Below are 26143 nucleotides of genomic sequence, written 5' to 3'. Positions count from 1 at the left end.
GGCGCGCCTCCCCCGTAGCGTGCGCCGTGATGACTATCACCGTGCGCCCCCTGCGTCCCGAGGTCCGAGCCGACGTCGAGGGCTTCGCCCACGTCCGGCATCTCGCCCTCCCCTTCTTTCTGGTGACCCCGGAGTCCATCGTCTACGACGTCGCCCACACCCACCCGGACGCCCACTACCGGCCGCTCGTCGCGGAGGAGGACGGCGAGGTGATCGGCACGGCCCAGGTCGGGCTCGTCAACGACAGCCCGGAGCCCGGCCAGGCCTACGTCAACGTGTACGTCCACCCGGAGCGGACCCGCCGCGGCGCGGGCACGCTGCTGGTCCGCACGGCCGAGGAGTACCTGGCCGAGCGAGGAGCGACCAGGCTGTTCGCCTGGATCCTCGACGCACCGGGCAACCGCGCCTTCGCCGAACGGCACGGCTACCGCGAGGGCCGCTCGGCGCACTTCCTCCGCCTGGACCTGGCGCACGGCACACTGCCACCGCTCCAGACCCCACCCCCGGGCGTGGAGCTGCGCACGGCGGCCGACTTCGCGGACGATCCGCGCCCGCTGTTCGAGCTGGACGCGGAGACGACGTCGGACGAACCGAGCGACGTCGCCTACGAGTTCACGGACTACGAGGCCTGGCTGGAGGAGACCTGGAACCACCCCCTCCTCAGCCGCGAGCTGACCTCGGTCGCCGTCGTGGACGGCCGCCCCGTCGCCTTCAGCGCCGCTCGCACGGACGGTGGCACCCGGTACGGCACCGCCATGACCGGTGCCGCCCGCGCCTTCCGCGGACGTGGCCTCGCCAAGCTCGCCAAGAACGACTCCCTGCACCGCGCCCGCGCCGCCGGCTACACGGAGGCGTTCACCGGCAACGACACCGGCAACGAACCCATGCTCGCGATCAACAAGTGGTTCGGCTACGAGATCTGCGCGACGGAGGTGCGCTATGTCCGCGAACTCGGCTGACCAGGGACGTCCGCTGGACGTGGTCCTCGTCAAGGCCGGCCGTACGAAGATCCGTTACGCGGCCGAACCGCTCTCCGACGACGGCACCCGCATCGCCGTCCGCGCCCCCTGGTCCGGGGCCGGGGTCCGCGACTTCGGCTTCGTCCGCTTCGAGCCGGGCGACGTCTTCACCGAGTACTACTGGCGCGACCGCTGGTACGCCGTGAAGGAGGTCCGCGACGCCACGGGTGCCCTCAAGGGCTGGTACTGCGACATCACCCGCCCGGCCACTCTGTCCGGCACCGAGCTGGTCGTCGAGGACCTCGACCTGGACCTGTGGTGCTCCGCCGACTACACGGACGTACGCCGTCTGGACGAGGACGAGTTCGCCGAGAGCGGTCTCGAACGGACGGATCCGCAGGCCGCCGCGGCCGCCGTGTCGGCGCTGGACGCGCTGGAGGCGCTGGCGCGCGGGACCGGCTTCGGAGGGCTCCTGGCCTAGCGGCCGGCCTGGGTCCGCCCCGGTCAGCGCACCACCGCCACGGCCGCGTACCGCTCGTCGCCGACGTCCTTCCCCCACAGCCGCGCGTCCTCGGAGAGCCGCTCCACGCGCACGTCGCCGGTGAGCGGCGCGAGGAGTGCGGTGAGCCGGTCCGCCGGTATGCCGACCGTCGGCGCTGTGGTCCCCCACACCCCCTCGACCAGCACGAACCGCCCTCCGGGGCGCAGCAGCCCACGCCAGTGCCGCAGGACCCGGCCGGGATCGGGGAGGGCCCACAGGACATGGCGGACGAGCACGGCGTCGAACCGCTCCTCCCCGACCGGCGGTGCCGCCGCGTCACCGACGAGGAACGCCGCGTCCCGTCCGGCCAGCTTGGCGCGGGCCAGGTCGACCATCGCCGGGGAGCGGTCCACCCCCGTGACCCGGTGTCCCTGTTCGGCCGCGATGAGCGACAGGCTGCCGGTGCCGCAGCCGAGGTCGAGCACGTCGGACACGCGCTCGGGCAGCCAGGACCGCATCCGGGAGGCCCATGCCTGGCGCACCTCGGGGTCGCGCAGGCCGTGGTCCGGCTCGTCGTCGAAGTCCGCGGCGGCCGCGTCCCAGTCCACGTCCATGCCCACGTCTGTGCCTGTACCTGTGATGGCGTGTTCACCGTTCGTCATGAGCCAAGAGTGACACCCGCCACTGACAGTCGGATTCGTGACAACGGCCACTGACAGGACCAGCGGCGATGAGGAACTCTCCCCAAAAGGGTCTATCTCCGTGACAAAGCGGAACTCGATAGGCACTGAAGGAGGCAGCCATGCGCCGTGTGACCGTGCAGAAGCCCCTGAAGAGGAAGACGGATTCCCGCCGGCTCCGGGAGGAGGCGGACGAGTCCCTCTCGGGACGACCCGAGGTCCGCAAGGACATCGCGCGCACATGGTGGCCGGAAGGCTGAAACGCCCGTCGGCCCCCCATGAGACAGGTCAGTCGAGCCGCTTGCGGTAGTGGACACGGTCGTACGGCCCGTCCACGCGACGCTCGACGACCTCATAGCCGTACTTCGGGTAGATCTTCTGGTTCTCCCACATCAGCGCGTTCGTGTAGAGCCTGACCTCGGGCAGGCCGAGCGCACGCGCGCGTGCGTCCACGAAGTGCAGCAGCCGTCGCCCCACGCCCCTGCCGTGCGCGTCGGGGTGGACGGCGATGCTGTCGAGGAACAGATGGTCCTCGTGCACCTCCAGCACGACGAGCCCGATCACGGGATCGCCCGTCACGAACACGTTCCCCGCGGCCACGTTCGCCGCGTGGTCCGCCAGCATGGGCACGGGCGCCCGCCCGATGCGCTCGATGTAGCGGTCGTAGGCGGCATCGGTCACAGCTTTCACGGCTGGTACGTCCGCGGCGGCCGCCAGCCTGATGTCGTCGTCCGTCATACCGCGACGGTACCTACCTGATCGCAGTCTCAGCACTCCCTTAAGGCGACCCTAAAGATCGCCATCACCCGCCTCCAGCAGGCGATTTCGCGGATTCCTCGGGCTAGCTTCTGATCGCCCCCACGGGATTCACCCCACGCGTCAGAGCCCCCTTGAGGAGATCTTCCATGCCCGCACGCCGCAAGGCCGCCGCCGTCGCCGTCCTCGGCCTGACCCCGCTCGCCCTGACCGCCCTCGCCGCCGCGCCCGCCTCGGCGCACGGTTCGATGGGCGATCCGGTCAGCCGGGTCTCGCAGTGCTACGCGGAGGGCCCGGAGAGCCCGAAGTCCGACGCGTGCAAGGCGGCGGTCGCGGCAGGCGGTACGCAGGCCCTCTACGACTGGAACGGCATACGCATCGGCGACGCGGCCGGCCGCCACCAGGAGCTGATCCCGGACGGCAGGCTGTGCAGCGCGAACAGCGACGCCTTCAAGGGCCTCGACCTGGCCCGCGCCGACTGGCCGGCGACGAGCGTGAGCAGTGGGTCGTACACCTTCAAGTACCGCGTGACCGCCCCGCACAAGGGCACCTTCAAGGTCTACATCACCAAGGCGGGTTACGACCCCACCAAGCCGCTGGCCTGGGACGACTTGGACCTGGCGAACCCGGTGGCGACGGCGACCGACCCGGCGGCGTCGGGCGGCTTCTACACGTTCTCCGGCACCCTGCCCGAGCGCTCCGGCAAGCAGCTGCTGTACGCGGTCTGGCAGCGTTCGGACAGCCCGGAGGCGTTCTACTCCTGCTCGGACGTGGCCTTCGGCGGCGCGGCGGCCGCGCCCGCCCCGAGTGCCTCCGCGCCCTCCGAGGAGCATGTCGAGGACGGTGCCGACCAGTCGACGATCGAGCATCACGGCCACGGGGACCAGGACGCCGGTACGTCGGCGGAGCCGGTCGCGGCGACCGAGGAGCAGGGGCCCGGCTCCGCCCCGGCCAACCGGCCGAAGGCCGCCGGCGCCACCGAGAACCTCGCCGAGACCGGCGGGGACAGCAGCACGGCGTATCTCGCGATGGGCGGTGCGGCGACCCTGGCGCTCGGGTCGGCGGTCCTGTTCGCGTCGGTGCGCCGACGGGCGTCCGGCGGCGCTCGCCGCTGACCGCGGACTCCGGGGTCTGACCAGCGGCTCAGGCAGGTCAGACCCCGGCGGTGCTCCCTCACCCGGTCGCTCAACCGACCACGGACGCACAGGTGGTGGGCGTGGCCCGGGCCGGGTCGAGCGCGTTGGTCACCTCGTGGAAGGCGATCCGGTCGGTCAGGCCCAGGAGCGCGTGCTCGGACAGATCGACCGCGCACTTGTCCTGGATCAGGACGTTCCTCACGTCGGGGCCGTTCAGGAACTGGGTCCGGTACGGCGTGACCACCTCGTCGTACTTGGTGGCGATGACCGTGTAGCGGACGCCGGGAACGGTGTCGCCGCCCTCGTTGAGCTTGGTCATGAACTCGGAGCCGACGACCTGCTGGGCGAGGGCGGGGGTGGCGGTGCTGAGCAGGTCCTCGGCGCCGGGGAAGTACGGCAGCAGGTTGGTGAGCCCCGCCAGGGTGGTGCCGTGGTTGTTGGGCGCGATGCCGACGAGGGCGTTCACCTTGGCGGCACCGCCGAGGAACTTGAGGTAGTAGCGGGGCATCATGCCGCCCTGGGAGTGGCCGACGAGGTCGGCCTCGGCGGCGCCGGTGGCGGCGAGCACCGTGTCGACGTAGCTGGACAGTTGCCCTGCCGACTTGTCGATGGGGCCGAGGGCATGGAAGAAGGGCACGCCCGGCAGCTGGCCGTAGTCGAGGGAGAAGACGCAGTAGCCGCGGTTCACCAGATAGGGCGCGAGCCCCAGCCAGTTGTCGACGGAGTTCGCGAAAGTGCCGTGCACGAGGACGACGGGGCGGGGATGGGCGGCGGACGGCTTGCAGGAGTAGTCGTTCCAGCCGCTGTGCGAGGTCGCCGCCGCCTCGGCCGCCTGGGCGGTGGTGGCGGCGGGGACGACGGCGACCGCGGTGGTCAGCAGCAGCGCGGTCAGGGGTCTGACCACTCTTTTCCAGGGCAGCATCGGGTGATCTCCTTGCGGCTCAAGGGATGTGCGACGGCCTTACGCCCTGTGATCCGGATCACGAGGATGCTGTTCACTCGTCAAGTTACGGGCGAGTAGCAGAGGTGTGAAGTTACGCGTCAGTAAAAACTTCCAGTGGTAGTTCCAGCGGTAGCCCCGGGGGCAGTCCCAGTGGCAGTGAGGGGACCTTCACCATCCCTGACGAGCCGTCACCAGGCGGGCCTGACAGGCCCATAGGGCGCGATGCGCCCCAACCGCCCGAGCAGCGCCCGCACTTCACCCTCACCGAGCACCTCGACCCACGCCCGAACGGCATCCGCGGCGGCCTCCTCGGCCGCACGGGTGCAGGCCCACCCCTGCTCGGTCAGCACGACCAGCCGGGCGCGCGCGTCATCGGGGTGAGGCCGACGCTCGGCGTAGCCCTTGCGCACGATCTCGTCGACGAGCTGGCTCGCGGCCTGCTTGGTCACGCCGAGATGGGCGGCGAGCTCGGTGACCGTCGCACCGCCCGGGGCGAGCCGGGCGAACGCGAACCCGTGCGCGGGTCGCACCCCTTCGAAGCCCCGGGCGACCACGCCGTCATTGATGCGTTGCGTGAGCTCACCGGCGACGGCGAGCAGGGCGGCGGACAGGGCCATGGCTTCGGAGTTCTGCACGCAGGCATTGAAACACCCTTGACGAATTGGTCAAGCAGATTGACCATAGCTTCATATAGTCAAGCTCCTTGTCCATCTGCCCCATCTCCGTCCACGCCCAGGAGGCACCCATGCCCGTAGTCCGCGTGTCCGAGGCAGTCACCCATGAGATCCACGGCGCCCGCTTCGTCTCGTACGCCACGCCCTTGACCGGCAGCAAGGAGCTGTGCGCCTGGCGCGGCGAGATCCCCGCAGGGACCAAGGCCCCTGCCCACACCGTCAACCGGGAGGAGATCCTGCACCTCCTCGACGGCGAACTGCTGATCACGCTCGACGACCGCACCGACCGGATCACGGCGGGCGACACCCTGATCATCAACCCCGGTGCGACCCTGACCGTGGAGAACCCGACCGACCGGACGGCCGTCACCTGGGTCACCACCTCGATCGGCCTCACGGCGGAGCTGGCCGACGGCACGCTCATCACGCCGCCGTGGGCCAACTGACCGCCGCGCGGGGAACTACGCGGCGAGCGCCCCCGGCATCACCGCACGCGGCCCGAACTTCGCTCGCGCGCGGTCCGCGACCTCCTCGATACGGCGGGCCTTCTCGTCGAGCGGGTCGAAGGTGAGCTGGTAGGAGGCCCGCTCGGCGGGGTCGAGCCCCTCGGCGCGCAGGGCCAGAGCACGCACGCGGGCGCGCTGGAGGCCGAGAGCCTCGTACATGCCGTACGCCGCCCTGGTCAGCGCCGCCGAGTGGGCCGTCGGCTCCTTCAGCGTATGGCTGCGGGTCGTCGAGGACCGGTCGGCATAGCGGACGGTGAGGGTCAGGGTGCGGCAGACCTTGTCCAGGGCGCGGAGCCGGGAGCCCAGCTCGTCAGCGGCCGAGAGCAGGGCGCGGCGATGCCGGTCGGGGTCCAGCTCGTCGCGGGTGAAGGGGCGTTCGGTGGCCAGCGATCGCGAGACGGCGTTCGGCACCACACGGCCCCGGTCGACTCCGCTCGCCTTCTCGCGCAGCTCGCGGCCGGCCTTCGCACCGACCAGACGTTGGAGCGTGGACAGGGGCGCGGCGGCGACCAGGCCGAGGGTGTCGAGGCCGTACTCGCACAGGGTGCGGGCGGTGGCGGCGCCGACGCCGGGCAGCGCGGCGACGGGCTTCCCGGCGAGGAACTCCGCGATGGCGTCCGGCCCCTCGGGGACGGCACAGGTCACCCCGGGCCGGGCGTCCCGCAGCGCCACGCGGGCCAGCATCGGCCCCGGCCCCGCGCCGATCGCGCAGTCGACCCCGTGATGGGCGAGGGCCCGCACCCGGATCACCGACGCCAGCTCGATCGCGTCGCGCCCGAAGTACCGCTCGGCGCCCCGCAGATCGGCCAGCGCCCCCTCCGGAGGCAGGGCCTGAACGACCGGCGTGAAGTCCTCCAGCAGTGCGAGCAGCCCCGGCAGGGCCGCCTCGTTGGTCGGCGGCAGTTGGAAACGTACGCAGAGGATGGTCATCCCGCACTCCCCGGACTCTGGTGCCACAACTTCCGTACCTGTGAGGGCTCTTGACCCGCCGGTCGCAGATCGGCCCACGGGTGCATCTCGTATCCGGTCGGCATGTGGATGCGCCTGCCGTGCGTCGGATCGTCTCCGTCCCCCTCCCCCACGGGCTCCGCCAGCCGTGCCGCCACCACGTCAAGCCCGCCCTCGGCGCGCAGCTCGACCAGCTCGGCGAGGTTCCAGGCGGCGGAGCCCACCACACTCAGACTGCGCGGCCCCCGCCGCTGCACGACCCCGCGCACCAGCAGCAGCCAGGAGTGGAAGACGGTGTGGGCACACGCGTCGTGCGAGTCGTCGAAGAACGCGAGATCCACAAGGCCCGTCCCGTCGTCCAGCGTGCTGAAGATGACCCGCTTGCCGGACCGGATGGGCGGCGTCTGGGTGGCCGCCTTCGCCCCCGCGACCAGCACGGTCTCCCCGTGCCGGGCATCCCGCAGCCGCCGCGCGCTGACCACGCCCAGCTCCTCCAGGAACTCCCGGTGGTCGTCCATCAGATTGCGCGAGGCGTCCATGGACAGCACACCCAGCTCGGCACTGAGCCGCTCCTCCGAGCTGAGGTCGGGCAGCCCGGCCGCGGCCGTCTTCCGCCCGCCGCTCAGCGGGAGTTGACCCCCACCACCCCCCTTGCCCCGGGCGCCCCGGTGCAGCTCGGTCAGATGCAGTTGCAGATCACGCCGGTTGGCCCCGAAGGCGTCCAGCGCACCGACCTGCGCGAGCCGCTGGGCGAGCGGACGACTGGGCCGCCCCCGCTCCCAGAAGTCGAGCAGCGAGGCATACGGCTGCCCCTGCGCGATCCGCGCCGCCTCGGCCTCACTGATGCCGTACACATCGGAGAGGGCGAGCCGCAGCCCCCAAACGCCTCCCGACCCTCCAGATTCAGACACCAGTTCGATCCGATGGGCGACCCCCGACACATTCACGTCCAACGGCAGGATCGGCACCCCCCGCCGCCGCGCGTCCGCCAGCAGCAGCCGCTTCGGATACATCCCGGGGTCATGGGTGAGCAGCCCGGCGTAGAAGGCGGCCGGGTGATGGGCCTTCAGCCAGGCCGACTGATAGGTCGGCACGGCGAAAGCGACCGCGTGCGCCTTACAGAAGCCGTACGACCCGAAGGCCTCGACGATCTCCCAGGTCCGCCCGATGGTCTCCGCGTCGTACCCACGCGCCGCGGCATGCTGCGCGAACCACACCCGGATCCGCCCCTGCGACTCGGGATCCGACAGCCCCCGCCGCACCCGGTCCGCCTCGTCCCGCCCGCAGCCGGTCATGATGTGCACGATGTCGATGATCTGCTCGTGGAAGACGACGACCCCGTACGTCTCCCGCAGCGGCCCCTCCAGGTCCTTGTGCGGATAACGCACCGGCGCCCGCCCGTGCCGCGCCTCGATGAACGGCCGCACCATGTCGGCGGCGACCGGCCCGGGCCGGAAGAGGGAGATGTCAACAACGAGGTCATGAAAGGTGGCCGGCTGAAGCCGCCCGATCAGATCCCGCTGCCCCGGCGACTCGATCTGGAAGCAGCCCAGGGTCTCAGCGGAACGAATAAGCCGATACGTCTCCGAATCACCGTCCCCCCGCTCGAAGTCGAGCGCGTCCAGATCGATCCGCTCCCCCGCGACCCGCTCCACCTCCGAGACCGCGTGCGCCATCGCCGACTGCATCCGCACGCCCAGCACATCGAGCTTGAGCAGCCCGAGGTCCTCGACGTCGTCCTTGTCGAACTGCGACATGGGAAAGCCCTCGCCACTGGTCGGCATGACGGGCGTACGCGACAACAAGGAAGCATCGGACAGCAGCACCCCACACGGATGCATGGCGATCCCCCGCGGCAGGGCGTCGAGAGCCTCCGCCAGCTCCCACAGCTTCCCGTACTTCTCCCGCTCCCCCGCCAGCTGCCTGAGCTCGGGCAGCTCGTCCAGTGCCGCCCGGGCATCCCGCGCCCGGATGTGCGGAAAGGACTTGGCGATACGGTCGATGTCGGCCGGATCCATCGACAGAGCCGCACCCACGTCCCGGATCGCGTGCCGCACCCGATAGGTCTCCGGCATCGAGACGGTCGCGACCCGCTCACGCCCGAACCGGTCGATGATCGCGCGATAGACCTCCAGCCGCCGCGCCGACTCCACATCAACATCGATGTCGGGCAGCACCGGCCGGCGCTTGGACAGGAAGCGCTCCATCAACAGCCCGTGCTCCACGGGGTCGGCGTGCGCGATGCCGAGCAGATGATTGACGAGCGACCCCGCCCCGGACCCCCGCGCGGCCACCCGGATCCCCATCCTCCGCACATCGTCAACAACCTGAGCGACCGTCAGAAAGTAGGAAGCGAAGCCGTGATGGGCGATGATGTCCAGCTCCTGATGCATCCGCTCCCAGTACGCCCGCCGCCCGTCATAGCCCCGCAGCACCATGCCCGCCACGGCCCGCGAGGCGAGCGCCCGCTGGGCGGTGCGCTGCCCGGCACCGACGAGATACGGCTCGGGGAAGTGAACGGTACCGATACCGAGATCGTCCTCGGGATCGACAAGACACTCGGCAGCAGCAGCCCCGGCCTGCTCCAGCAACCGGTACGCGGCATCGCGCCGGAAGCCCGCGGCCTCGACGACCCGCTCGGCGACCCGCGCCATCTCACCCGCACCCTTGAGCCAGGCCTCACCGGAGTCCAGCTCCTTGGTGGAGTCGATGGGCACGAGCCGCCGCGCGGCGTCCAGCACATCGGCGACCGGACCCAGCCCAGGATCCGCGTACCGGACGGCATTGCTCAGCACAGGCCGCACCCGCTGCTCGGCGGCGAAGCCCACAGTACGAGCGGCCAGCCGCAACGACCCCGGCCCGGTGCCCTGACGCCCATGCCATACGGCCTCCAGCCGCAGGGAGTCCCCATAGGTCTCCCGCCAGGGCTCAAGCAGCCTGGCCGCCCGATCAGGACGACCCGCGGCAAGCGCACGCCCCACATCGGACTCGACACCAAGCAGGACGATCAGACCGTCCCCCCGGTTGTCCACCCGAGGCAGCAGCGGCGCCCCCTCGCCGGCATGCGCGGCAGAAACGATCCGGCATAGATCACCCCACCCACGGGCCCCATCCCGGGCAAGAAAGGTGACCCGAGGCGCCGACTCATCGACAAAGGCACCACCCCGCACCGGAACCCGACGCCGCCCTGCAGACCCACCCGCGCCCGAGAGCCCGAACCCCTCCACGGCCAGCTCCACACCGAACAACGGCCGCACCCCCGCCGCCGCACAGGCCTTGGCGAACCGAACCGCACCCCCGAGCGAGTCCCGATCGGTGAGCGCCAGAGCGTCCATCCCTCGCTCGGAGGCACGCTCGGCCAGCCGCTCCGGATGTGAGGCGCCGTACCGCAGGGAGAACCCGGAGACGGTGTGCAGATGCGCGAAACCCGGCACACGCACCTCCCAACCGCAATCCCGAGGCCAATCCTCGAACACCAGTTCCCAGCTCCCCACCTCCACCATAGACCATTTCTCGAACATCCGTACGACATCCGTTCGGCCGCCCCCCACCTGCACAAACGCCCTGAGCCCCCGACCGTGAGGGCATGACCTCCAGCCCCTTCCTGGCCGAAGTGAAGGACGCCGTCACCCCCCGAGCCACCCTGCTGGTGACCGGAGTGGTCGCCCTGGCCCTGCTCTTCATCGCCTCCTACGTGGGCGCCCTCCACGACCCGAAGCCCAGGAACGTGCCCATCGGAGTCGTGGCCCCCGAGGTGGCCGCCCAGCAAACGGTGGACCGTCTGGAAAACCTGCCCGGCGCCCCCCTGTCCCCCCGCACGGTGGCCGACGAGGAGACAGCCCGCCGCCAGATCCTGAACCGGGACATCGACGGCGCCCTGCTGATCAACCCGACCGGCACCACCGACACCCTCCTGGTGGCCACCGGAGCCGGCCGGGTCCTGGCCACCACCCTGGAGACGCTCCTCACCACTCTGGAGAAATCCGAGGCCCGCACCCTCCGCACCCTCGACGTGGTCCCGGCCGACCGGCACGACGCCAACGGCCTCACGTCGTTCTACGTGACCGTGGGCTGGTGCGTGGGCGGCTACCTCTGCGCATCGATCATGACGATCAGCTCGGGCGCCGGCCGCCCCACCCCGAGACGCTCGCTGATCCGCCTCATCGCCATGGCCGTGGTCGCCCTCGTGGCCGGACTGGGCGGCGCCCTCATCGTCGGCCCCGTCCTGGGCGCACTGCCCGGCAGCATCGCCGCCCTCTGGGGCGTGGGTGCCCTGATCGTCTTCGCGGTAGGCGCGGCCACACTCGCCTTCCAGGCCATCTTCGGCCTGGCCGGCATCGGCCTGGTCATCCTGATCGTCGTCATCCTGGGCAACCCGAGCGCGGGCGGCGCCCTCCCACCCCCACTGCTCCCACCGTTCTGGCGAGACATCGGCCCAGCCCTACCGCCGGGCGCTGGAACATGGGCAACCCGCTCGATCGCCTACTTCAAGGGCAACGACACAACCGGCTCACTCCTGGTCCTCTCGGCCTGGGCGGCCGCAGGAACCGCGATCACTCTCCTGGCGGCACGGCTGCGAACAGGAGCCGAAACCTCGTAGAACGCACCCGTACCCGCGTACGGCGGTGAGGGGCCGCGTCGGGGGGTGTCCGCCCGCAGAGTCCGGTGTCAAGTAACAGGACCTCCTGGCAGTACACGAGCCACCGGACCGAGGACGGACACCCCCGACGCGGCCCCGCCCCACAACGAACCCACAGGCGCTACACGCACCCCCACCCAACCCGCACAGGCGCCGCAGGCACAGACGCGAACCCCCACCCACCTGCACCAGGCCGCCGCAGGCACAGACACACACCCACCGCACCGCACGCGAAAGTCCCGCCCCTGACACACAGGGGCGGGACTTCACACATCGAGCAGCCGACGAGTTCGTCAGCCGATCTCAGTACCCGTGGCGGACAGCGCCTCGGTCACCGGCTGGAAGAACGTCTCTCCACCGGAGGTGCAGTCGCCGCTACCACCGGACGTGAGGCCGATCGCCTTGTCACCGGAGAACAGCGACCCGCCACTGTCACCGGGCTCGGCGCAGACGTCGGTCTGGATCAGCCCGTTGACGATGTCACCGTTGCCGTAGTTCACCGTGGCGTCCAGCCCGGTGACCTTGCCGTCGTGCACCTGGGTGGTCGACCCGCTACGGGTGACCTCCATACCGACCGTGGCGTCCGCAGCCCCGCTGATGGCCTGCGAGGAACCGTTGTAGAGGTTGACCTCGCTCGGGTGGTCGACGTCCGCGGTGTACTTGACCAGCCCGTAGTCGTTGTCCGGGAAGCTGGACGTCTCGTTGGTGCCGATCGCGTTGCCGCTGGAGTCCGACCAGGTCGAGATGCCCTCGGTGCAGTGCCCGGCGGTCAGGAAGAACGGCTCGCCGCCCTTGACGACGTTGAAGCCGAGCGAGCAGCGCCCACCGTCACCGGTGATCGCGTCGCCACCCGCGACGAAGGGCTTGAACTCCCCCTTCGTGCGCTTGAGTTCGGCCTTGGCGCCGAGCCCGTCGACGACCTCGGTCAGCTTGGCCAGCTCGGCCTTGGAGACCGTACGGTCCGCGGTGACGACGACCTTGTTGGTCGTGGGGTCGGTCGCCCACGAGGTGCCGGGAATGGTCGCGTCCTGCTTGAGCGTCGTTCGCGCGCTCTTCAGCTCGGAGAGCGTGTTCTCGACGATTCTGGCCTTGGCGCCGGCGGCCTCGACGGCGTCGGCGGCGGCCTTGTCGAGGACGTTCACGACAAGGTTCTTGGTCTGCGCGTCGTAGTAGGTGCCCGCGGCGTCGCCGCCGAGGTCCTTGGCGAGCGTCGAGGCGAGCTTTCCGGCCGCGCCGATCGACAGCGTCTTCGGCGTGGACGCCTCGGGCGTCTCACTCGCGTTCGCAGTCTGCAAGGTCACTCCCGCGGCCACCAGTGCGGCGATGCCCGCACCTGCCACGGCTGCACGTCGCTTGGGTATGCGTCGGTGCTTCAACTCACGTCCTCCTGTGGGGGGTCGGCCCGAGAGGTTGTGGGGACCTCGCCGGACCGGAAGGCGTACGGCTACGGGAGCGGCTCACAACAAAAGCCACGCCCGTGCCGGTTGAACAACGCTCACTATTCCGAGACCCCTGGGGAGCGCACAAGGTCGACTTCCGGACGCGCGTAGAACACGGTTGCACGCCCCCGCCGCCTCGCCCCACCTTGACCGTGCACAGTCAGGCGGGGTCTCTTCACACAGCAAACACTGCAAGCGAGCGAACCATACGCAACGCGTAAGGTCTACTCCTGTCTTGAAATCGACCCTGCGGGATCCGAATCCAAGCGCGCCTCAAGAGGCGGAGGTTCCTCCCGCACGGCCCGCGACTCCACAACAGGCGCCCGCTGCGCCCCGGCGGCATCCGCCGGAGCCTGCGCCCCTTTCTCCAGAAATCGCAACAACTCCACCGGAATCGGAAGAACCAGCGTGGAGTTCTTCTCGGCCGCCACCGCCATCACCGTCTGGAGCAGCCGCAGCTGAAGAGCCGCGGGCGCGTCGGACATCTGATGCGCCGCCTCCGCCAGCTTCTTGGATGCCTGGAGCTCCGCGTCGGCGTTGATCACCCGCGCCCGCCGCTCCCGGTCCGCCTCCGCCTGCCGCGCCATCGACCGCTTCATGGTCTCGGGCAGCGACACGTCCTTGATGTCCACCCGGTCGATCGTCACGCCCCACTCCACGGCCGGACTGTCGATCATCAACTCCAGCCCCTGGTTGAGCTGTTCACGGTTGGACAGCAGATCGTCCAGCTCGCTCTTGCCGATGATGGACCGCAGCGACGTCTGCGCCATCTGCGAGACCGCGAACCGATAGTCCTCCACCCGTACGACCGCGTCGGCCGGCGAGGTCACCTTGAAGTAGACGACGGCGTCGACGCGCACGGTGACGTTGTCCCGGGTGATGCCCTCCTGCGCGGGCACCGGCATCGTCACGATCTGCATGTTCACTTTGCGCAGTTTGTCGACACCCGGCACGATCAGCGTGAACCCGGGCCCGCGCACTTGGGGCCGGAGCTTCCCGAGGCGGAAGACCACGCCCCGTTCGTACTGCTTGACGACCCGCGCGGCCGCCGCCATGTAGACCGCACCGGCGGACGCGAGCGTCACTCCCGCCGCCACCAGCTCCTCGACCATCACCGACCCCCGGGGTCCGACGTGGGCGTATTACAGCGGAGTACTGCCTGTGCTCCGACGGTAACCCCACGCCGCGGCCAAGGGCGAGCCCCCGCACGCCAGTTGCGTACGGGGGCTCACATGCTGCTGACTGCTGACTGCTGACTGCTGACTGCCGGCCAGACCGGTCAGATCCGGACCGAGGCGTCAGTAAACGCTGACGCCGTACGCGCTGAGGGCCTCGGTGACCGGCTGGAAGAAGGTCGTGCCACCGGAGGAGCAGTTGCCGCTACCGCCGGAGGTCAGACCGTACGCGGTGCCGTTGCTGCCGTAGAGCGAACCGCCGGAGTCGCCGGGCTCGGCGCAGACGGTGGTCTGGATCAGACCGGAGACGACGTCGCCGCCGCCGTAGTTGACGGTCGCGTTCAGGGCGGTGACCCGGCCGCTGTGCGTACCGGTGGTGGAGCCGTCACGGATGACGGTGGTGCCCACGCTCGGCGTGGCCGCGCGGGTGATGTCCACGCCGTTCGCGGTGCCGGGACGGCTGACGGACCCGGAGTAGCGCACGATGCCGTAGTCGTTGCCCGGGAAGCTGGAGCCGGCGGTGGAGCCGATGACCGTGGTGCGGCCGGAGTTGGAGTACCAGGTGCCCGCACCGTCGGTGCAGTGGCCGGCGGTCAGGAAGTACTGGTTGCCGCTGCTGTCCTGGACGTTGAAGCCGAGCGAGCAGCGCCAGCTACTCGCATAGATGGCGTCGCCGCCCTGGATGAACTTGCTGAACTTGCCGGCGGTGCGCTTGATCGTGAGCGCGTCGGCGTCGGCGCCGGCCTGCTTCTTGATCTTCGCTATCTCCGCCTGGGAGACCGTGGAGTCGACGGTCACCGTGACACGGTTGGTCTTGCTGTCGACCGCCCAGGCGGTGCCCGGGATGTCGGCCTTCAGCACCGAGCTGCTGACGCTCTTGAGCTCGGCGGCGCTGAAGGTGTCGGGAGTCTCCGCGGCGGTCGCGTTGGGGATCGCGATCGCGGCTGCGGCCACGAGGCCGGAGGATACGGCGATCAGCCGGGTCCGTCTCGTAATACCACTGCGGGGGGTGGTGCGCTTGATCCTCACGTTTCGTTCCCTCCAAGGGAAGTCGGGGGCCCGCGTGGGGGTCGGGGCCCGTGAGGCGCAGTCAGCTGGCCGAACGTCTCCGGATTCCGAACACGCCGTGCCCCTGACAAGCGCTGAGGGGGAGTATTCGGCCGAACGACCGGTAGACGCAAGGGCGCCTTTCGGCCGTCAAGCTTTGAACCATCTGGGTGAGTTGGCCGCCTCTGCCCCGGTCAGCACCCCTGTGCGGCCCCGTCGGCCCGCCCCTCGACGCAGGATGCCCTCCCCCGCCAGCTCACCACCGAGCCCGAGCCCCCGCTCGCGCCCACGGCGTTCTCGACCGTAAGGTGCGGTCCGCGCCGTACGGCGTGAAGCGTCCCGCCACCGACCAGCGCGGATCGAACGGCGCGGCCTCGATCCCCCGGAACGCCCGCGCGAGTCCGACCTCACTGGCGAAGGGCGAGCCGTCCAGGGTCAGCCGGTCCGCCTCGGCGGCCATGAGGACGACTCCTCCCCATCGGCCGCCCCTGCACAGGGATGTCCGGAAGTCGCTCTCCGGATAGTCGTTGGGCAACGACCCGCGAGGGGCGCGGGGCTGTATCGATATGCGGCTCCGCCGTGGGCGCGACCAGCCACGACGGGCCTGCGGACGACCGGCTGTCTGTCGCGACCCTTCCCGCGGAGCGCTCAGCAGCCGTCGCAGGGGCAGCAGCAGTCGCAATCGTCGCAGTCGCGGCAACAGCCCTCACGCTTCTTACGCGACCACGGCCCTTCGTATTCCTTCGCGCAGCACAGCTTGCAGGTGCAGCACAGCAGCCAGAACATCCCGCAGCCGGCCCAGAACCCGCGCCGTCCCTTCGGCGGCTGGGGTGCCGGCCCTCCTCCGAACCCGCCGAAGTCACCGCCGCCACCTCCGCCGAAGCCACCGGCGCCGCCGCCGGGCGCGCCGCCGCCACCCGCGTACGGATTGCCTCCGGCGTACGGATTCGCGCCGCCGGCATACGGATTCTGCGGCGCCCCGTACGGCCCCTGCACCGGTCCCTGGCCCTGTTGGCCCTGTCCCTGTTGTGGCGGCTGCCCATAGGGCCCGGGCGGGTGGGACGCATGAGACGCACAGGCCGGCACCGTGCCGAACGCCCGGTCCACCGAGCGCCGCAGTTCGTGCACGAGCAGCAGATGCACGAGTGCGGCGTCCGTGAACTCCACCTCGCGCAGCGCCAGCCGCACCCCGTGCACGGCGTCGTCCGCGAGCCGTCGCGCCTCGGCGAGTGAGGTCCCGGTCGCGGCGAGCGGGTTCCACGCACCCGACTCGGCGTCGGCCGCCCGGTCCTCCACGGCGTCCAGGAGGTGTGCCAGCCGTCCGAAGAGGCGCCCGGCCTCGGCGAGCGGCGCGGCGTTGTGCGGCCGTCCGGCCAGGATCGCGGTGTGCGCGAAGGCGGCGGCGGTCGCCGTCTCGGTCGGTTCGGTGACGGTGAGGATCGGCGTCCCGAGCCCGGCCAGCGTCTCGATGCCGACCTGCCGGTCCACGGCGTCGACGAGTACGGCGGTGTCGAACCCGACGGCCGAGCCGCTCCGCGCCCCCGCCGCGCCCCAGCCGGCGGCCACCCGGCGCGCGGCGAGCGCCACCGGCCTGCGGGCCAGCAGGCCGTCCCCGTCGGCCACATGGTCACGCACCTTGGCCGAGGCGAGCACCAGCGAGACGGCGGCGGCGAGTCGTGCGCCCTCGCCTTGCGCGACGGACGCGGTGCGCATACCGCGCAGCGGACACGGTCCCGCCGTACGTCGCAGTCCGCTGCCCTTGTCGGCCTGAGCCTCCGTCAGCACGGAGATGAGGAGCCCGTCGTAGTTCGTCACGATCCGCGCGAACTGGCCGTGGTCACCGCGCAACGCGAGGCACAGCCCGCACAAATGCGCCATCCACTGGCCGGTGAGCTTCTCTCCGAGTCGATGACGGCAGGGCCTGACCATTCCGAACATGACGTTCCCCCCGAGGTTCTCACTGCGTACTTATGGCGCTGAGCTGCCGCATCGTACCGACCGGAGTAGCGATTGCCACCGGCCGACTCGTTCACTCGTACGCACCCCACATCACCCATACGCCGTGAAGAATCATATTTCACTCACAGTCAGCAGCCGTACGTGGCATGCCCCTTGGGGGACACGGGCTCTCGACGTATTCGCTGTGCACCAGTACCGTCACAAACCCCCCGGGCGGCGTCTATCCACTTGGCGCGACGTCCGCATCATGGATGACCATAGGGATGCGGAAGTAAGAGAGACCGCTGTGAGAGGAGGCGTCCATGGGATCGGTGCGCAAGGCGAGTGCCTGGCTGGGCCTCGTTGACGACAACGATGACGAGCGTTACTACGACGACGACTACTCGGAAGGGACCGAGCCCGGGGAAGCCTGGGTCACCGACCCGCGGGTCAAGGTGGCCACCGACGTCGCCGAGGAGAAGGGCCGCCGCATCGGCACGGTCACCCCGGACAGCTTCCGGGACGCCCGCGCCATCGGCGAGCTGTTCCGGGACGGGGTCCCGGTCATCATGAACCTCACGGCCATGGAGCCCGCCGACGCCAAGCGCGTCGTCGACTTCGCGGCGGGACTCATCTTCGGTCTGCGCGGCTCGATCGACCGCGTGTCCAACCGCGTGTTCCTGCTGACCCCTGCCGACACGGAGATCATCAGCGGCGAGCGGGCGACGCACCGCGAGGACGGCTTCTACAACCAGAGCTGAGGCAGGGCCGCTCACCGGCCCTGCCCCCTGGTGGGGTTCAGCCCGGTGGGGTTCAGCGGAACGCGTCGAGCCCGGTGAGCGCCTTGCCCAGCACGAGCTGGTGCATCTCGACGGTGCCCTCGTAGGTGAGCACCGATTCGAGGTTGGTCGCGTGCCGCATCACGGGGTATTCGAGCGAGATCCCGTTGGCACCGAGGATCGTCCGCGCCGTACGGCAGATGTCGATGGCTTCGCGGACGTTGTTGAGCTTGCCGAAGCTGACCTGCTCGGGACGCAGGCGGCCGGCGTCCATGCGCCGCCCCAGATGATGGGCGAGCAGAATCCCCTTGTGCAGTTCGAGCGCCATGTCGGCGAGCTTGGCCTGGGTGAGCTGGAAGCCCCCGATCGGCCGGCCGAACTGCTCCCGCGACTTCGCGTAGTCGACAGCGGCCTCGAAACAGGACCGCGCCGCCCCCATGGCACCCCACACGATCCCGTACCGGGCGTGCGAGAGACAGCTGAGCGGCCCTTTGAGCCCCACGACCTCCGGCAGCACCGCATCGGCGGGCAGCCGTACGTCGTCCATCACGAGCTCACTGGTGACGGAGGCGCGCAGCGACAGCTTGTGCTTGATCTCCGGGGCGGCGAACCCGGCACTGTCGGTCGGCACGACGAACCCGCGGATCCCCTCGTCGGTCTGCGCCCACACGACGGCGACCCCGGCGACGGACCCGTTGGTGATCCACATCTTCCGCCCGCCCAGCACCCAGTCGCCGCCGTCCCGCTTGGCGTACGTCCGCATGGAGGCGGGGTCGGACCCGTGGTCGGGCTCGGTCAGCCCGAAGCACCCGATGACCTCGCCGGAGGCCATACGCGGCAGCCAGGTCTGCTTCTGCTCCTCGCTCCCGAACCGGTGAATGGCGTACATGGCGAGGGAGCCCTGCACGGAGACGAGGGACCGGATCCCGGAGTCGGCGGCCTCCAGCTCCAGACAGGCGAGCCCGTACTGCACGGCGGAGGCCCCGGCGCACCCGTACCCGCTCAGGGACATCCCGAGCGCGCCGATCTCCCCGAGCTCCCGGGCCAGCTCCCTGATCCCCGGCAGCTCGCCCGTCTCGTACCACTCGGCGACGTACGGCACCACCCGGTCCGCCGCCCACGCCCGCACGGTGCTCCGGATCGCCAGATCCTCGGGCTCCAGGAGGTCGTCGATGCCGAGGGGGTCGGCGGGGTCGAACGGGGGCAACTTCGAGGACGCGGACATGGGACACCCTCCGGGAGGATTAAAACTAGCGCCGCTAGTTACGACTCGGGCACGACGCTACGACGCGGTACCGCGCACGTCCAGTACGACTCCCCCACCACCCACGCGGCGCAAGCCGCCGACGGCGATCAGCCCCACAGGAGAGGGGCAGCCGCCGACGAACTGGAAACGGGTGGTGCGTGGGTGGGAGAAGGCTTGGTCAGGCGGAGACGCGGGACTCCGCGACTTCCCTCGGCTTGGGCAACTCGACGGCAGGCGCCTCGCACTGCATGCCCCGCGGCAACCGCAACGCCATCACCGCCCCCAGCAGCAACAACCCCGCACTCACCAGCAACGTCACATGCAGCCCGTGCACAAAACAGTCCCGAGCCGCCCGCTGCAGGGCCACCCCCGCGGGCCCGCCCAGCCGCGCGGCGACGTCGTACGCCTCACCCAACGAGTGCGACGCGGCCGCGGAGGCCGACGCCGGAACACCCGACACGTTCGCCAGCCCGGGGGCATACGCCGCGTTCATCACGCTGCCCAGCAGCGCGATGCCGATCCCCGCGCCCAGCTGGTACGAGGTCTCGCCGATCGCCGCCGCCCCGCCGGCCTGCTCCTGCGGAGCCTCGCTCAGCATCGACTCGTACGCCCCGAAGAGCGTCGTCTCCAGCCCGAAGCCCAGCAGCACGAACCCGGACAGCAGCAGCCCGGGGTTGTCCTCGCCGCCCATCGCCGTCAGCAGCAGCACCGCGACGGCCGTCAGGACGAACCCGGCGCACACCATCCGCCGCGGTCCGAACCGCCGCAGCATCCGCGCCCCCGCGAGGCCGGCCGCCATCGCGGCGAACGTCAGCGGCAGCAGCCGTAGCCCGGTCTCCAGCGGCGAGAGTCCCAGCACCAGCTGGAGATACTGCGCCGCGATCAGTTCCAGACCCACGAGCGCGAGCATCGCCAGCACGATGCACCCGACCGACGTACTGAACGCAGGCCGCGCGAACATCCGCAGGTCCACCAGCGGGTACTCGCGGCGCCGCTGTCGCCGTACGAAGAGAACCAGCATCGCCGCGCCGACCACCAGCGGCACCACGGTGAACAGGCTGCCCACCGGCTCCCCGCCGCCGAGCCGCTTGACGCCCAGCACCATGCCGAACAGGCCGCCCGCCGCGAGCAGCGCGCCGACCACGTCCCACGGGCCCTTGCCGTCGCCCTTGGACTCGGGCAGCAGCAGCCGTCCCACCGGGAGGCTGACCAGCATCAGCGGGATGTTGACGAGGAAGACCGAGCCCCACCAGAAGTGTTCGAGGAGGAAGCCGCCGAGCAGTGGCCCGACCGCCGCGCCGACGGCGGCGACGGCGCTCCAGATGCCGATGGCGAGGGCCCGCTCGCGCCGGTCGGGGAAGACCTGGCGCAGGATCGACAAGGTTGCGGGCATGATCATCGCGCCGCCGACGCCGAGCAGGGCCCGGGCCAGGATCAGCACCTGTGGGTCGTGCGCGAGGGCCGCGAGGCCGGAGGCGAGGCCGAAGAGGCCGTATCCGAGGAGCAGGACGCGTCTGCGGCCCACCCGGTCGCCGAGCGTGCCGAAGAGGATCAGCAGCGAGGCGCAGACCAGCGGATAGATGTCGACGATCCAGAGCAGTTCTATCGCGCCGGGCCTGAGGTCCTCGGTGACGGCCGGCACCGCTACGTGCAGCACGGTCGCGTCGACCGCGACGAGCAGCAGGCTGACACAGAGGACGACGAGGACGACCCAGCGGTTGGCACCGGCCCCGGCCGCCCGACGGCGCAGCGCAGCGGCAGCCGTGGTCGTCCCGGACATGTACGTACCTCCCAGATGTTCCCTCGCCCTCGGCGGTCACACGGGGTGGGGACTCCCCGTGACCTGGCCGGAGAGGAGCGGTGGTCTCCGGCCCGCGCAACGAAGGGCGAGTGACTCGTCAGAGTACGCGAGTCCACGTCCGTGCCGAGTGGCGGACCTCTCACCCGCCTGCGGAACGAGTGTGGCGTACGCCACTCCCGTCCCCCTCGGTCGCGCTCCGGCCGACCTCCCCGTCCGCACCCGGCCGATAATCGGGCCCGTGACCGATCTTGCGATGCGCGTGGCCCCGGCCCGCGCCGAGGCGCTGCGCCGGGCCGCCCCGGCGCTCCTCGGGTATGCGGCCGTACGCGCCCTGGGCCTGCTCGCCCTCGCCCTGTGGAGCGCGGTGCGCGACAAGGACGCGTACACGCTGCTGACCGCCCGCTGGGACGCGCTCTGGTACACCAGGGTCGCCGAGCTGGGCTACGGCTACGAGGTGCGCCTGCCCAACGGCGACGTGCACTCGAACCTCGCGTTCTTCCCGCTCCTGCCCTGGCTGGAGCGGCTGGTCGCGGCGGTGTCCCCGCTGTCGTACGCCGATGGCGGCTTCGTCGTCAGCCTGCTGGCCTCGCTCGCCGCGGCCTGGGGGATCTTCGCGGTGGCGGAGCATGTGTACGGCCGCCGCGCAGGGGTCTGCGCGGTGCTGCTGTGGGCCGTCCTGCCCGTCGGGATCGTGCAGTCGATGGCGTACAGCGAGTCACTGTTCACGGCGCTGGCCGCGTGGTCGCTGTACGCGGTCCTGACCGGCCGCTGGATCACGGCGGGCACCCTGGCCCTGCTGGCCGGGCTGACCCGTCCGGTCGGGCTGGCCGTGGTCGCGGCGGTGTGGGCGGCGGGCATCGCCTCTTTCGTGCGAGACCACGGCACGACGCCGGGGCCGCACGGCTCACGGCACGTGACGCGCGCCCTCGGCATGCTTCTCGCCCCCCTCGGCATGGTCGGCTACGTCCTCTGGGTCGGCCACCGCACCGGCAAGGGCCCGCTCGGCTATCTCGACGTCCAGGCCGGCTGGCGCAACGGCTTCGACGGCGGCTACGCCTTCGCCCGGTTCGTCGCCGAAAAGTTCACGTCGTTTCCGTCGGCCCTGGCGGGGGCCGGGCTGATCATCGGGGTCGGGCTGGTGGTGTGGCTGTACGTCGTCTGCGTACGGCAGCGCCAGCCGCTCCCGCTCCTGGTGTACACGGGCGTCGTCACCGCGCTCGCCCTGTGCGCCTCAAGCTACTTCGGCTCGAAACCGCGCCTGCTGCTGCCCGCCTTCCCGCTGCTGCTGCCCCTGGCGCTCTCCCTGGCCCGGTTGCGCACCCGCAGGTCAGCCGGGGTGCTGGCCGGGATCGCGGCGGCCTCCGCGGTGTACGGGGCCTTCTGGCTCAACGGCTCCGGTCCGCCCTGACCGGCCTCCGGCCGCCGGTGAGCACTCGGATAATTCCGGCCCAGCATTCGGTGAACGAATTTCATAAGCCGCATAAACAAGCACATCAGAATGATCAAAGGAAATGAAGGGCACGGCATCCGAGGATTGTGGATTCCGAGGAAATAAACCCCTCGCTGAGAGGAATCCCACATCACATCGTCATCACAAAGCCGTGGAATCGCCGTTGAACTGCACTCACTCGCTGTAACGTCGATTGGGTGCGTACCGAACGAAAGCTGACCCGTCTGGACCGGGTCTTCGCCAGGCTGGACCGGGAGCCGGAACGTCCGGCCCACATCGATGTGCCGAGGATGAGCCGGCACCGGATCGTGCTGTTCGCTTCGACCCTGGCCTTCTACGGGGCCATCGTGTGGGCCATCGTCATCACCTCGTGGCTCGTCCGGTTCGACTGGCAGGTCATGTTCTTCCGGCCGTACCAGCAGTGGGCCGAGATCCACGCCTTCGTGGACTACTACGTGGTGCTCGGCCAGCGCGGCCCGACCGCCGTGATGGTCGCGGCCTGGCTGGGCTGGCGCTCCTGGCGGCAGCACACGCTGCGGCCGCTGCTCGCACTCGGCGTCTCCCTGCTGCTGCTGAACGTCACGGTCGGCGCCGCCAAGCTGGGCATGGGCCGCCTCGGACCGCACTACGCGACGACCGTCGGCTCCAACGAGATGTGGCTCGGCGGCGATATATTCCCCAGCGGCCACACCGCCAACGCCGTGGTGACCTGGGGAATCCTGGCCTATCTGGCCTCGACCCCGAGAGCGCGCCGCTGGCTGTCGGCCCTGTCGGCGGTGACCTCACTGGGCGTCGGCCTGTCCACCGTGTACCTCGGTACGCACTGGCTGAGCGATGTGCTGCTCGGCTGGGCCGCCGGCCTGCTGATCCTGCTCGCCCTGCCGTGGTTCGAGCCGCTGATCGCCCGGTCCGAGGCCGCGATCTTCAGCCTGCGCGACCGCCTGCGCGAGCGCCGGGCCCGCACGGCCGCCGTACCGACCGCCCCGGTCGAGGCCCCGGTGCTGCTCAAGCCGCGCCTGGTGCCCGCCGGCAGCGACGAGGCCGCGGCCCGCGAGGCGACCCCCGTCGCCCGCTCACCCCGGGCGACCGTCCACCCGCCCGCCTACCTGGCCCCCGGCCCGCACACGGCCCGCACGCCGGTGACCCCGGTCGGCAGCCGTCGCCCGCCGCACCCGGACCGCCTCACCCGCGGCGCGCCCCAGCCGGCCCGCCCCCTCACGGGCGGCTGACCCCCCGGACGGCGGCGGGGTTCGGTACGCACCACCACCCCCGCACGGCGACGGCCCCGGTTCCTCGACAGGAACCGGGGCCGTCGCCCGTAGCCAGCCCGTTTTCAGCTCGCTGTCAGCCCTTCCAGGCCCGCGCCACCTGGCCGTCCTTCACCTCGAAGTTCAGGCGGCCGCTCCGGTATTCCATGGTGATGATCGCCCCCGGCGGCAGCGAACGCACCGTCGACCACCCCCGGTCACGGGCGAGTCGCTCGGCCCGGCCGGCGTCGAGACCGACATAGGCGTCCGGGCTGTCCTGGGGTTCGGCGGGGGGTTTCGGAATGGGTGCCATGCCGCCACGCTAGGGCCTGCGCGAGGGATCGGGCCAGTGCGGACAGGGAACCTTTGTAGTTGCCATCCAGGTCACACGTACCTCTCGGGTCACGCTTTTGTCACAGAATCACGACACGCGTTTCGGCCACTCTTCGTCACACGGACGAGCGGTTCTCTAGGCCTTCCGCAGGCATTCGATCGTAATTTCCGCGTGTCGCGGTGACCCGCCCAATAACCCGGAGGAAAAGTTCCCGGGGAACTACCGCCGGACCCCTTTTCCCTCGAATTCACATCGGGCCGCGGGAGCCGGTGCCGCACAGAAAGTACATGGTTCCACCACAGAACCCCCGTATGCCCCCTGTCGGAGCGCAGCCGACGCGAGCATCATGGCGTGAGCCTGCGTCGGCGTGTGCGGCGCGGGCTTCAGCGGGCCCGGGGCGCGACGAGCGAAGGGGCGAGCGAGCGATGGGGACGCAGACCGTACAGGCGGCGGCACGGCCCATGCGAAGCAAGCAGCCCGGCGGCCGTGTGGTCGTCGACTGGCTGACCACCACCGACCACAAGAAGATCGGCCATCTCTACCTGATCACGTCGTTCGGGTTCTTCCTGGCCGGTGGTGTCATGGCACTGCTGATGCGGGCGGAACTGGCCCGGCCCGGGATGCAGTTGCTGAGCAACGAGCAGTTCAACCAGTTGTTCACCATGCACGGCACGATCATGCTGCTGCTGTTCGCGACCCCGACCTTCGCGGGCTTCGCCAACGAGCTGATGCCGCTCCAGATCGGCGCCCCGGACGTGGCCTTCCCACGGCTGAACATGTTCTCGTACTGGCTGTTCCTGTTCGGCGGTCTGATCGTGATGGGCTCGCTGATCGTGCCGGACGGTCCGGCCTCCTACGGTTGGTTCGCCTACGCGCCGCTGAACAGCCTGGAGCGCTCGCCGGGGATCGGAGCCGACCTGTGGATCATGGGCCTGGCGCTCGCGGGCTTCGGCACGATCCTCGGCGCGGTCAACTTCATCACCACGATCATCGGGATGCGCGCCCCCGGCATGACGATGTTCCGGATGCCGATCTTCGTGTGGAACACGCTCTTCACGTCGATCCTGATCCTGCTGGCGTTCCCGGTGCTGGCGGCGGCGCTGCTGGTGCTGGAGGCGGACCGCCGGTTCGGCTCGGTGGTGTTCGAGGCGGGCAGCGGCGGGGCGCTGCTGTGGCAGCACCTGTTCTGGTTCTTCGGCCATCCCGAGGTCTACATCATCGCCCTGCCGTTCTTCGGCATCATCACGGAGATCATCCCGGTCTTCAGCCGCAAGCCGATCTTCGGCTATCTGACGCTGGTCGGGGCGACGATGGCGATCACCGGACTGTCGATCGTGGTGTGGGCGCACCACATGTTCGTCACGGGCGCGGTGCTGCTGCCGTTCTTCTCCTTCATGAGCTTCCTGATCGCCGTTCCGACGGGCGTGAAGTTCTTCAACTGGAGCGGGACCATGATCAAGGGCTCGCTGTCCTTCGAGACCCCGATGCTGTGGGCGACCGGCTTCCTGGTGACGTTCCTGTTCGGCGGCCTGACCGGGGTGATCCTCGCCTCCCCGCCGATGGACTTCCACGTCTCCGACTCGTACTTCGTCGTCGCCCACTTCCACTACGTCGTCTTCGGCACCGTCGTCTTCGCGATCTTCGCCGGGTTCCACTTCTGGTGGCCGAAGTTCACCGGGAAGATGCTCGACGAGCGGCTGGGCAAGATCCACTTCTGGACGCTGTTCGTCGGCTTCCACACCACGTTCCTGGTGCAGCACTGGCTGGGCGCGGAGGGCATGCCGCGCCGGTACGCCGACTATCTCGCCGCCGACGGCTTCACGGTGCTGAACACCGTCTCGACCATCGGTGCGTTCCTGCTCGGCCTGTCGACCCTGCCGTTCCTCTACAACGTCTGGAAGACCGCCAAGTACGGCAGGAGGGTCGAGGTCGACGACCCCTGGGGCTACGGCCGCTCCCTGGAGT

At 70.3% G+C, this 26143-nt stretch carries 23 protein-coding genes and 1 pseudogene; 10 read left to right on the top strand and 14 right to left on the bottom strand.

Annotated elements, in window-relative coordinates:
* Window positions 1-29 precede the first annotated feature (29 nt).
* Together ADK36_RS05475 and ADK36_RS05470 are read left to right on the top strand one after the other, a co-directional pair.
* A complete protein-coding gene (locus ADK36_RS05475) occupies window positions 30-959 on the top strand; it encodes a GNAT family N-acetyltransferase (protein ID WP_048582530.1) in 930 nt (309 codons plus the stop codon).
* A complete protein-coding gene (locus ADK36_RS05470) occupies window positions 940-1440 on the top strand; it encodes a DUF402 domain-containing protein (RefSeq protein WP_053196558.1) in 501 nt (166 codons plus the stop codon). The genes ADK36_RS05475 and ADK36_RS05470 overlap by 20 nt, the downstream gene beginning before the upstream one ends.
* A gap of 23 nt (window positions 1441-1463) precedes the next feature.
* Here the strand turns inward: ADK36_RS05470 and ADK36_RS05465 are convergent, their stop codons facing one another.
* Window positions 1464-2102, bottom strand: coding sequence for a class I SAM-dependent methyltransferase (locus ADK36_RS05465; protein WP_053196556.1), 639 nt, complete (start codon window positions 2100-2102; stop codon window positions 1464-1466).
* A 140-nt stretch (window positions 2103-2242) separates the two neighbouring features.
* Here ADK36_RS05465 and ADK36_RS47720 point away from each other — a divergent pair, with 140 nt between their 5' ends.
* Entirely contained in the window at window positions 2243-2380 is a 138-nt protein-coding gene (locus ADK36_RS47720) for a hypothetical protein (RefSeq protein WP_107083740.1), read from the top strand.
* 28 nt (window positions 2381-2408) lie between these two features.
* Here ADK36_RS47720 and ADK36_RS05460 read toward each other — a convergent pair whose 3' ends face one another.
* Window positions 2409-2858: a GNAT family N-acetyltransferase gene (locus ADK36_RS05460; protein ID WP_048582458.1), complete on the bottom strand. Its 450-nt coding sequence runs from the start codon at window positions 2856-2858 to the stop codon at window positions 2409-2411.
* Window positions 2859-3025: 167 nt separating this feature from the next.
* On the opposite strand from ADK36_RS05460, the gene ADK36_RS05455 reads away from it, so the two are divergent.
* The gene (locus ADK36_RS05455; protein ID WP_053196551.1) at window positions 3026-3991 is read left to right on the top strand and encodes a lytic polysaccharide monooxygenase; all 966 of its coding nucleotides are present in this window, start codon (window positions 3026-3028) and stop codon (window positions 3989-3991) included.
* Between the two features lie 70 nt (window positions 3992-4061).
* Here ADK36_RS05455 and ADK36_RS05450 read toward each other — a convergent pair whose 3' ends face one another.
* Entirely contained in the window at window positions 4062-4934 is an 873-nt protein-coding gene (locus ADK36_RS05450; RefSeq protein WP_053196549.1) for an esterase/lipase family protein, read from the bottom strand.
* A 209-nt stretch (window positions 4935-5143) separates the two neighbouring features.
* Complete coding sequence (locus ADK36_RS05445) at window positions 5144-5590, bottom strand: MarR family winged helix-turn-helix transcriptional regulator (protein ID WP_053196547.1); 447 nt, start codon at window positions 5588-5590, stop codon at window positions 5144-5146.
* Window positions 5591-5700: 110 nt separating this feature from the next.
* Here ADK36_RS05445 and ADK36_RS05440 point away from each other — a divergent pair, with 110 nt between their 5' ends.
* Window positions 5701-6075: a cupin domain-containing protein gene (locus ADK36_RS05440; protein WP_048582462.1), complete on the top strand. Its 375-nt coding sequence runs from the start codon at window positions 5701-5703 to the stop codon at window positions 6073-6075.
* 15 nt (window positions 6076-6090) lie between these two features.
* Here the strand turns inward: ADK36_RS05440 and ADK36_RS05435 are convergent, their stop codons facing one another.
* Together ADK36_RS05435 and ADK36_RS05430 are read right to left on the bottom strand one after the other, a co-directional pair.
* Complete coding sequence (locus ADK36_RS05435) at window positions 6091-7065, bottom strand: DNA polymerase Y family protein (protein WP_048582463.1); 975 nt, start codon at window positions 7063-7065, stop codon at window positions 6091-6093.
* On the bottom strand, window positions 7062-10517 hold the full coding sequence (locus ADK36_RS05430) for a DNA polymerase III subunit alpha (RefSeq protein WP_053196568.1): 3456 nt from the start codon (window positions 10515-10517) through the stop codon (window positions 7062-7064). Before ADK36_RS05430 ends, ADK36_RS05435 begins: the two co-directional genes overlap by 4 nt.
* 152 nt (window positions 10518-10669) lie before the next feature.
* Here ADK36_RS05430 and ADK36_RS05425 point away from each other — a divergent pair, with 152 nt between their 5' ends.
* Window positions 10670-11683: an ABC transporter permease gene (locus ADK36_RS05425; RefSeq protein ID WP_048582464.1), complete on the top strand. Its 1014-nt coding sequence runs from the start codon at window positions 10670-10672 to the stop codon at window positions 11681-11683.
* A 332-nt stretch (window positions 11684-12015) separates the two neighbouring features.
* On the opposite strand, the gene ADK36_RS05420 is transcribed toward ADK36_RS05425, so the two are convergent.
* The 5 genes from ADK36_RS05420 to ADK36_RS05400 form a co-directional block, all read right to left on the bottom strand.
* The gene (locus tag ADK36_RS05420) at window positions 12016-13098 is read right to left on the bottom strand and encodes a S1 family peptidase (protein ID WP_048582465.1); all 1083 of its coding nucleotides are present in this window, start codon (window positions 13096-13098) and stop codon (window positions 12016-12018) included.
* Between the two features lie 287 nt (window positions 13099-13385).
* Entirely contained in the window at window positions 13386-14273 is an 888-nt protein-coding gene (locus ADK36_RS05415; RefSeq protein WP_048582466.1) for a slipin family protein, read from the bottom strand.
* Window positions 14274-14459: 186 nt separating this feature from the next.
* Window positions 14460-15365: a S1 family peptidase gene (locus tag ADK36_RS05410; RefSeq protein ID WP_048582467.1), complete on the bottom strand. Its 906-nt coding sequence runs from the start codon at window positions 15363-15365 to the stop codon at window positions 14460-14462.
* Between the two features lie 274 nt (window positions 15366-15639).
* Window positions 15640-15843, bottom strand: a complete 204-nt coding sequence (locus ADK36_RS05405; protein ID WP_048582468.1) for a hypothetical protein — start codon at window positions 15841-15843, stop codon at window positions 15640-15642.
* A gap of 188 nt (window positions 15844-16031) precedes the next feature.
* Window positions 16032-17321 carry a DUF5685 family protein gene (locus ADK36_RS05400; protein ID WP_199830115.1) on the bottom strand — a complete coding sequence of 430 codons (1290 nt, stop codon included), beginning with the start codon at window positions 17319-17321 and terminating at the stop codon, window positions 16032-16034.
* A 323-nt stretch (window positions 17322-17644) separates the two neighbouring features.
* On the opposite strand from ADK36_RS05400, the gene ADK36_RS05395 reads away from it, so the two are divergent.
* Entirely contained in the window at window positions 17645-18082 is a 438-nt protein-coding gene (locus ADK36_RS05395) for a cell division protein SepF (protein ID WP_048582470.1), read from the top strand.
* Between the two features lie 52 nt (window positions 18083-18134).
* Here the strand turns inward: ADK36_RS05395 and ADK36_RS05390 are convergent, their stop codons facing one another.
* Window positions 18135-19325: an acyl-CoA dehydrogenase family protein gene (locus ADK36_RS05390; protein ID WP_048582471.1), complete on the bottom strand. Its 1191-nt coding sequence runs from the start codon at window positions 19323-19325 to the stop codon at window positions 18135-18137.
* Window positions 19326-19524: 199 nt separating this feature from the next.
* Window positions 19525-21126, bottom strand: a complete 1602-nt coding sequence (locus ADK36_RS05385; RefSeq protein WP_048582472.1) for an MFS transporter — start codon at window positions 21124-21126, stop codon at window positions 19525-19527.
* A gap of 259 nt (window positions 21127-21385) precedes the next feature.
* Here ADK36_RS05385 and ADK36_RS05380 point away from each other — a divergent pair, with 259 nt between their 5' ends.
* The gene (locus ADK36_RS05380) at window positions 21386-22555 is read left to right on the top strand and encodes a mannosyltransferase family protein (protein ID WP_048582532.1); all 1170 of its coding nucleotides are present in this window, start codon (window positions 21386-21388) and stop codon (window positions 22553-22555) included.
* A 239-nt stretch (window positions 22556-22794) separates the two neighbouring features.
* A complete protein-coding gene (locus ADK36_RS05375) occupies window positions 22795-23826 on the top strand; it encodes a phosphatase PAP2 family protein (RefSeq protein ID WP_048582473.1) in 1032 nt (343 codons plus the stop codon).
* Window positions 23827-23941: 115 nt separating this feature from the next.
* Here ADK36_RS05375 and ADK36_RS05370 read toward each other — a convergent pair whose 3' ends face one another.
* Complete coding sequence (locus tag ADK36_RS05370) at window positions 23942-24157, bottom strand: I78 family peptidase inhibitor (protein ID WP_048582474.1); 216 nt, start codon at window positions 24155-24157, stop codon at window positions 23942-23944.
* A gap of 308 nt (window positions 24158-24465) precedes the next feature.
* Between ADK36_RS05370 and ctaD the strand changes: the two are divergent.
* A pseudogene (gene ctaD / locus ADK36_RS45835) lies at window positions 24466-26133 on the top strand (cytochrome c oxidase subunit I); the annotation flags it as partial.
* Window positions 26134-26143: the final 10 nt, after the last annotated feature.

Source organism: Streptomyces viridochromogenes, assembly GCF_001270495.1.
In the GTDB taxonomy this organism is placed as follows: domain Bacteria; phylum Actinomycetota; class Actinomycetes; order Streptomycetales; family Streptomycetaceae; genus Streptomyces; species Streptomyces viridochromogenes_A.
This window is presented reverse-complemented; position numbering and strand designations above follow the sequence as displayed.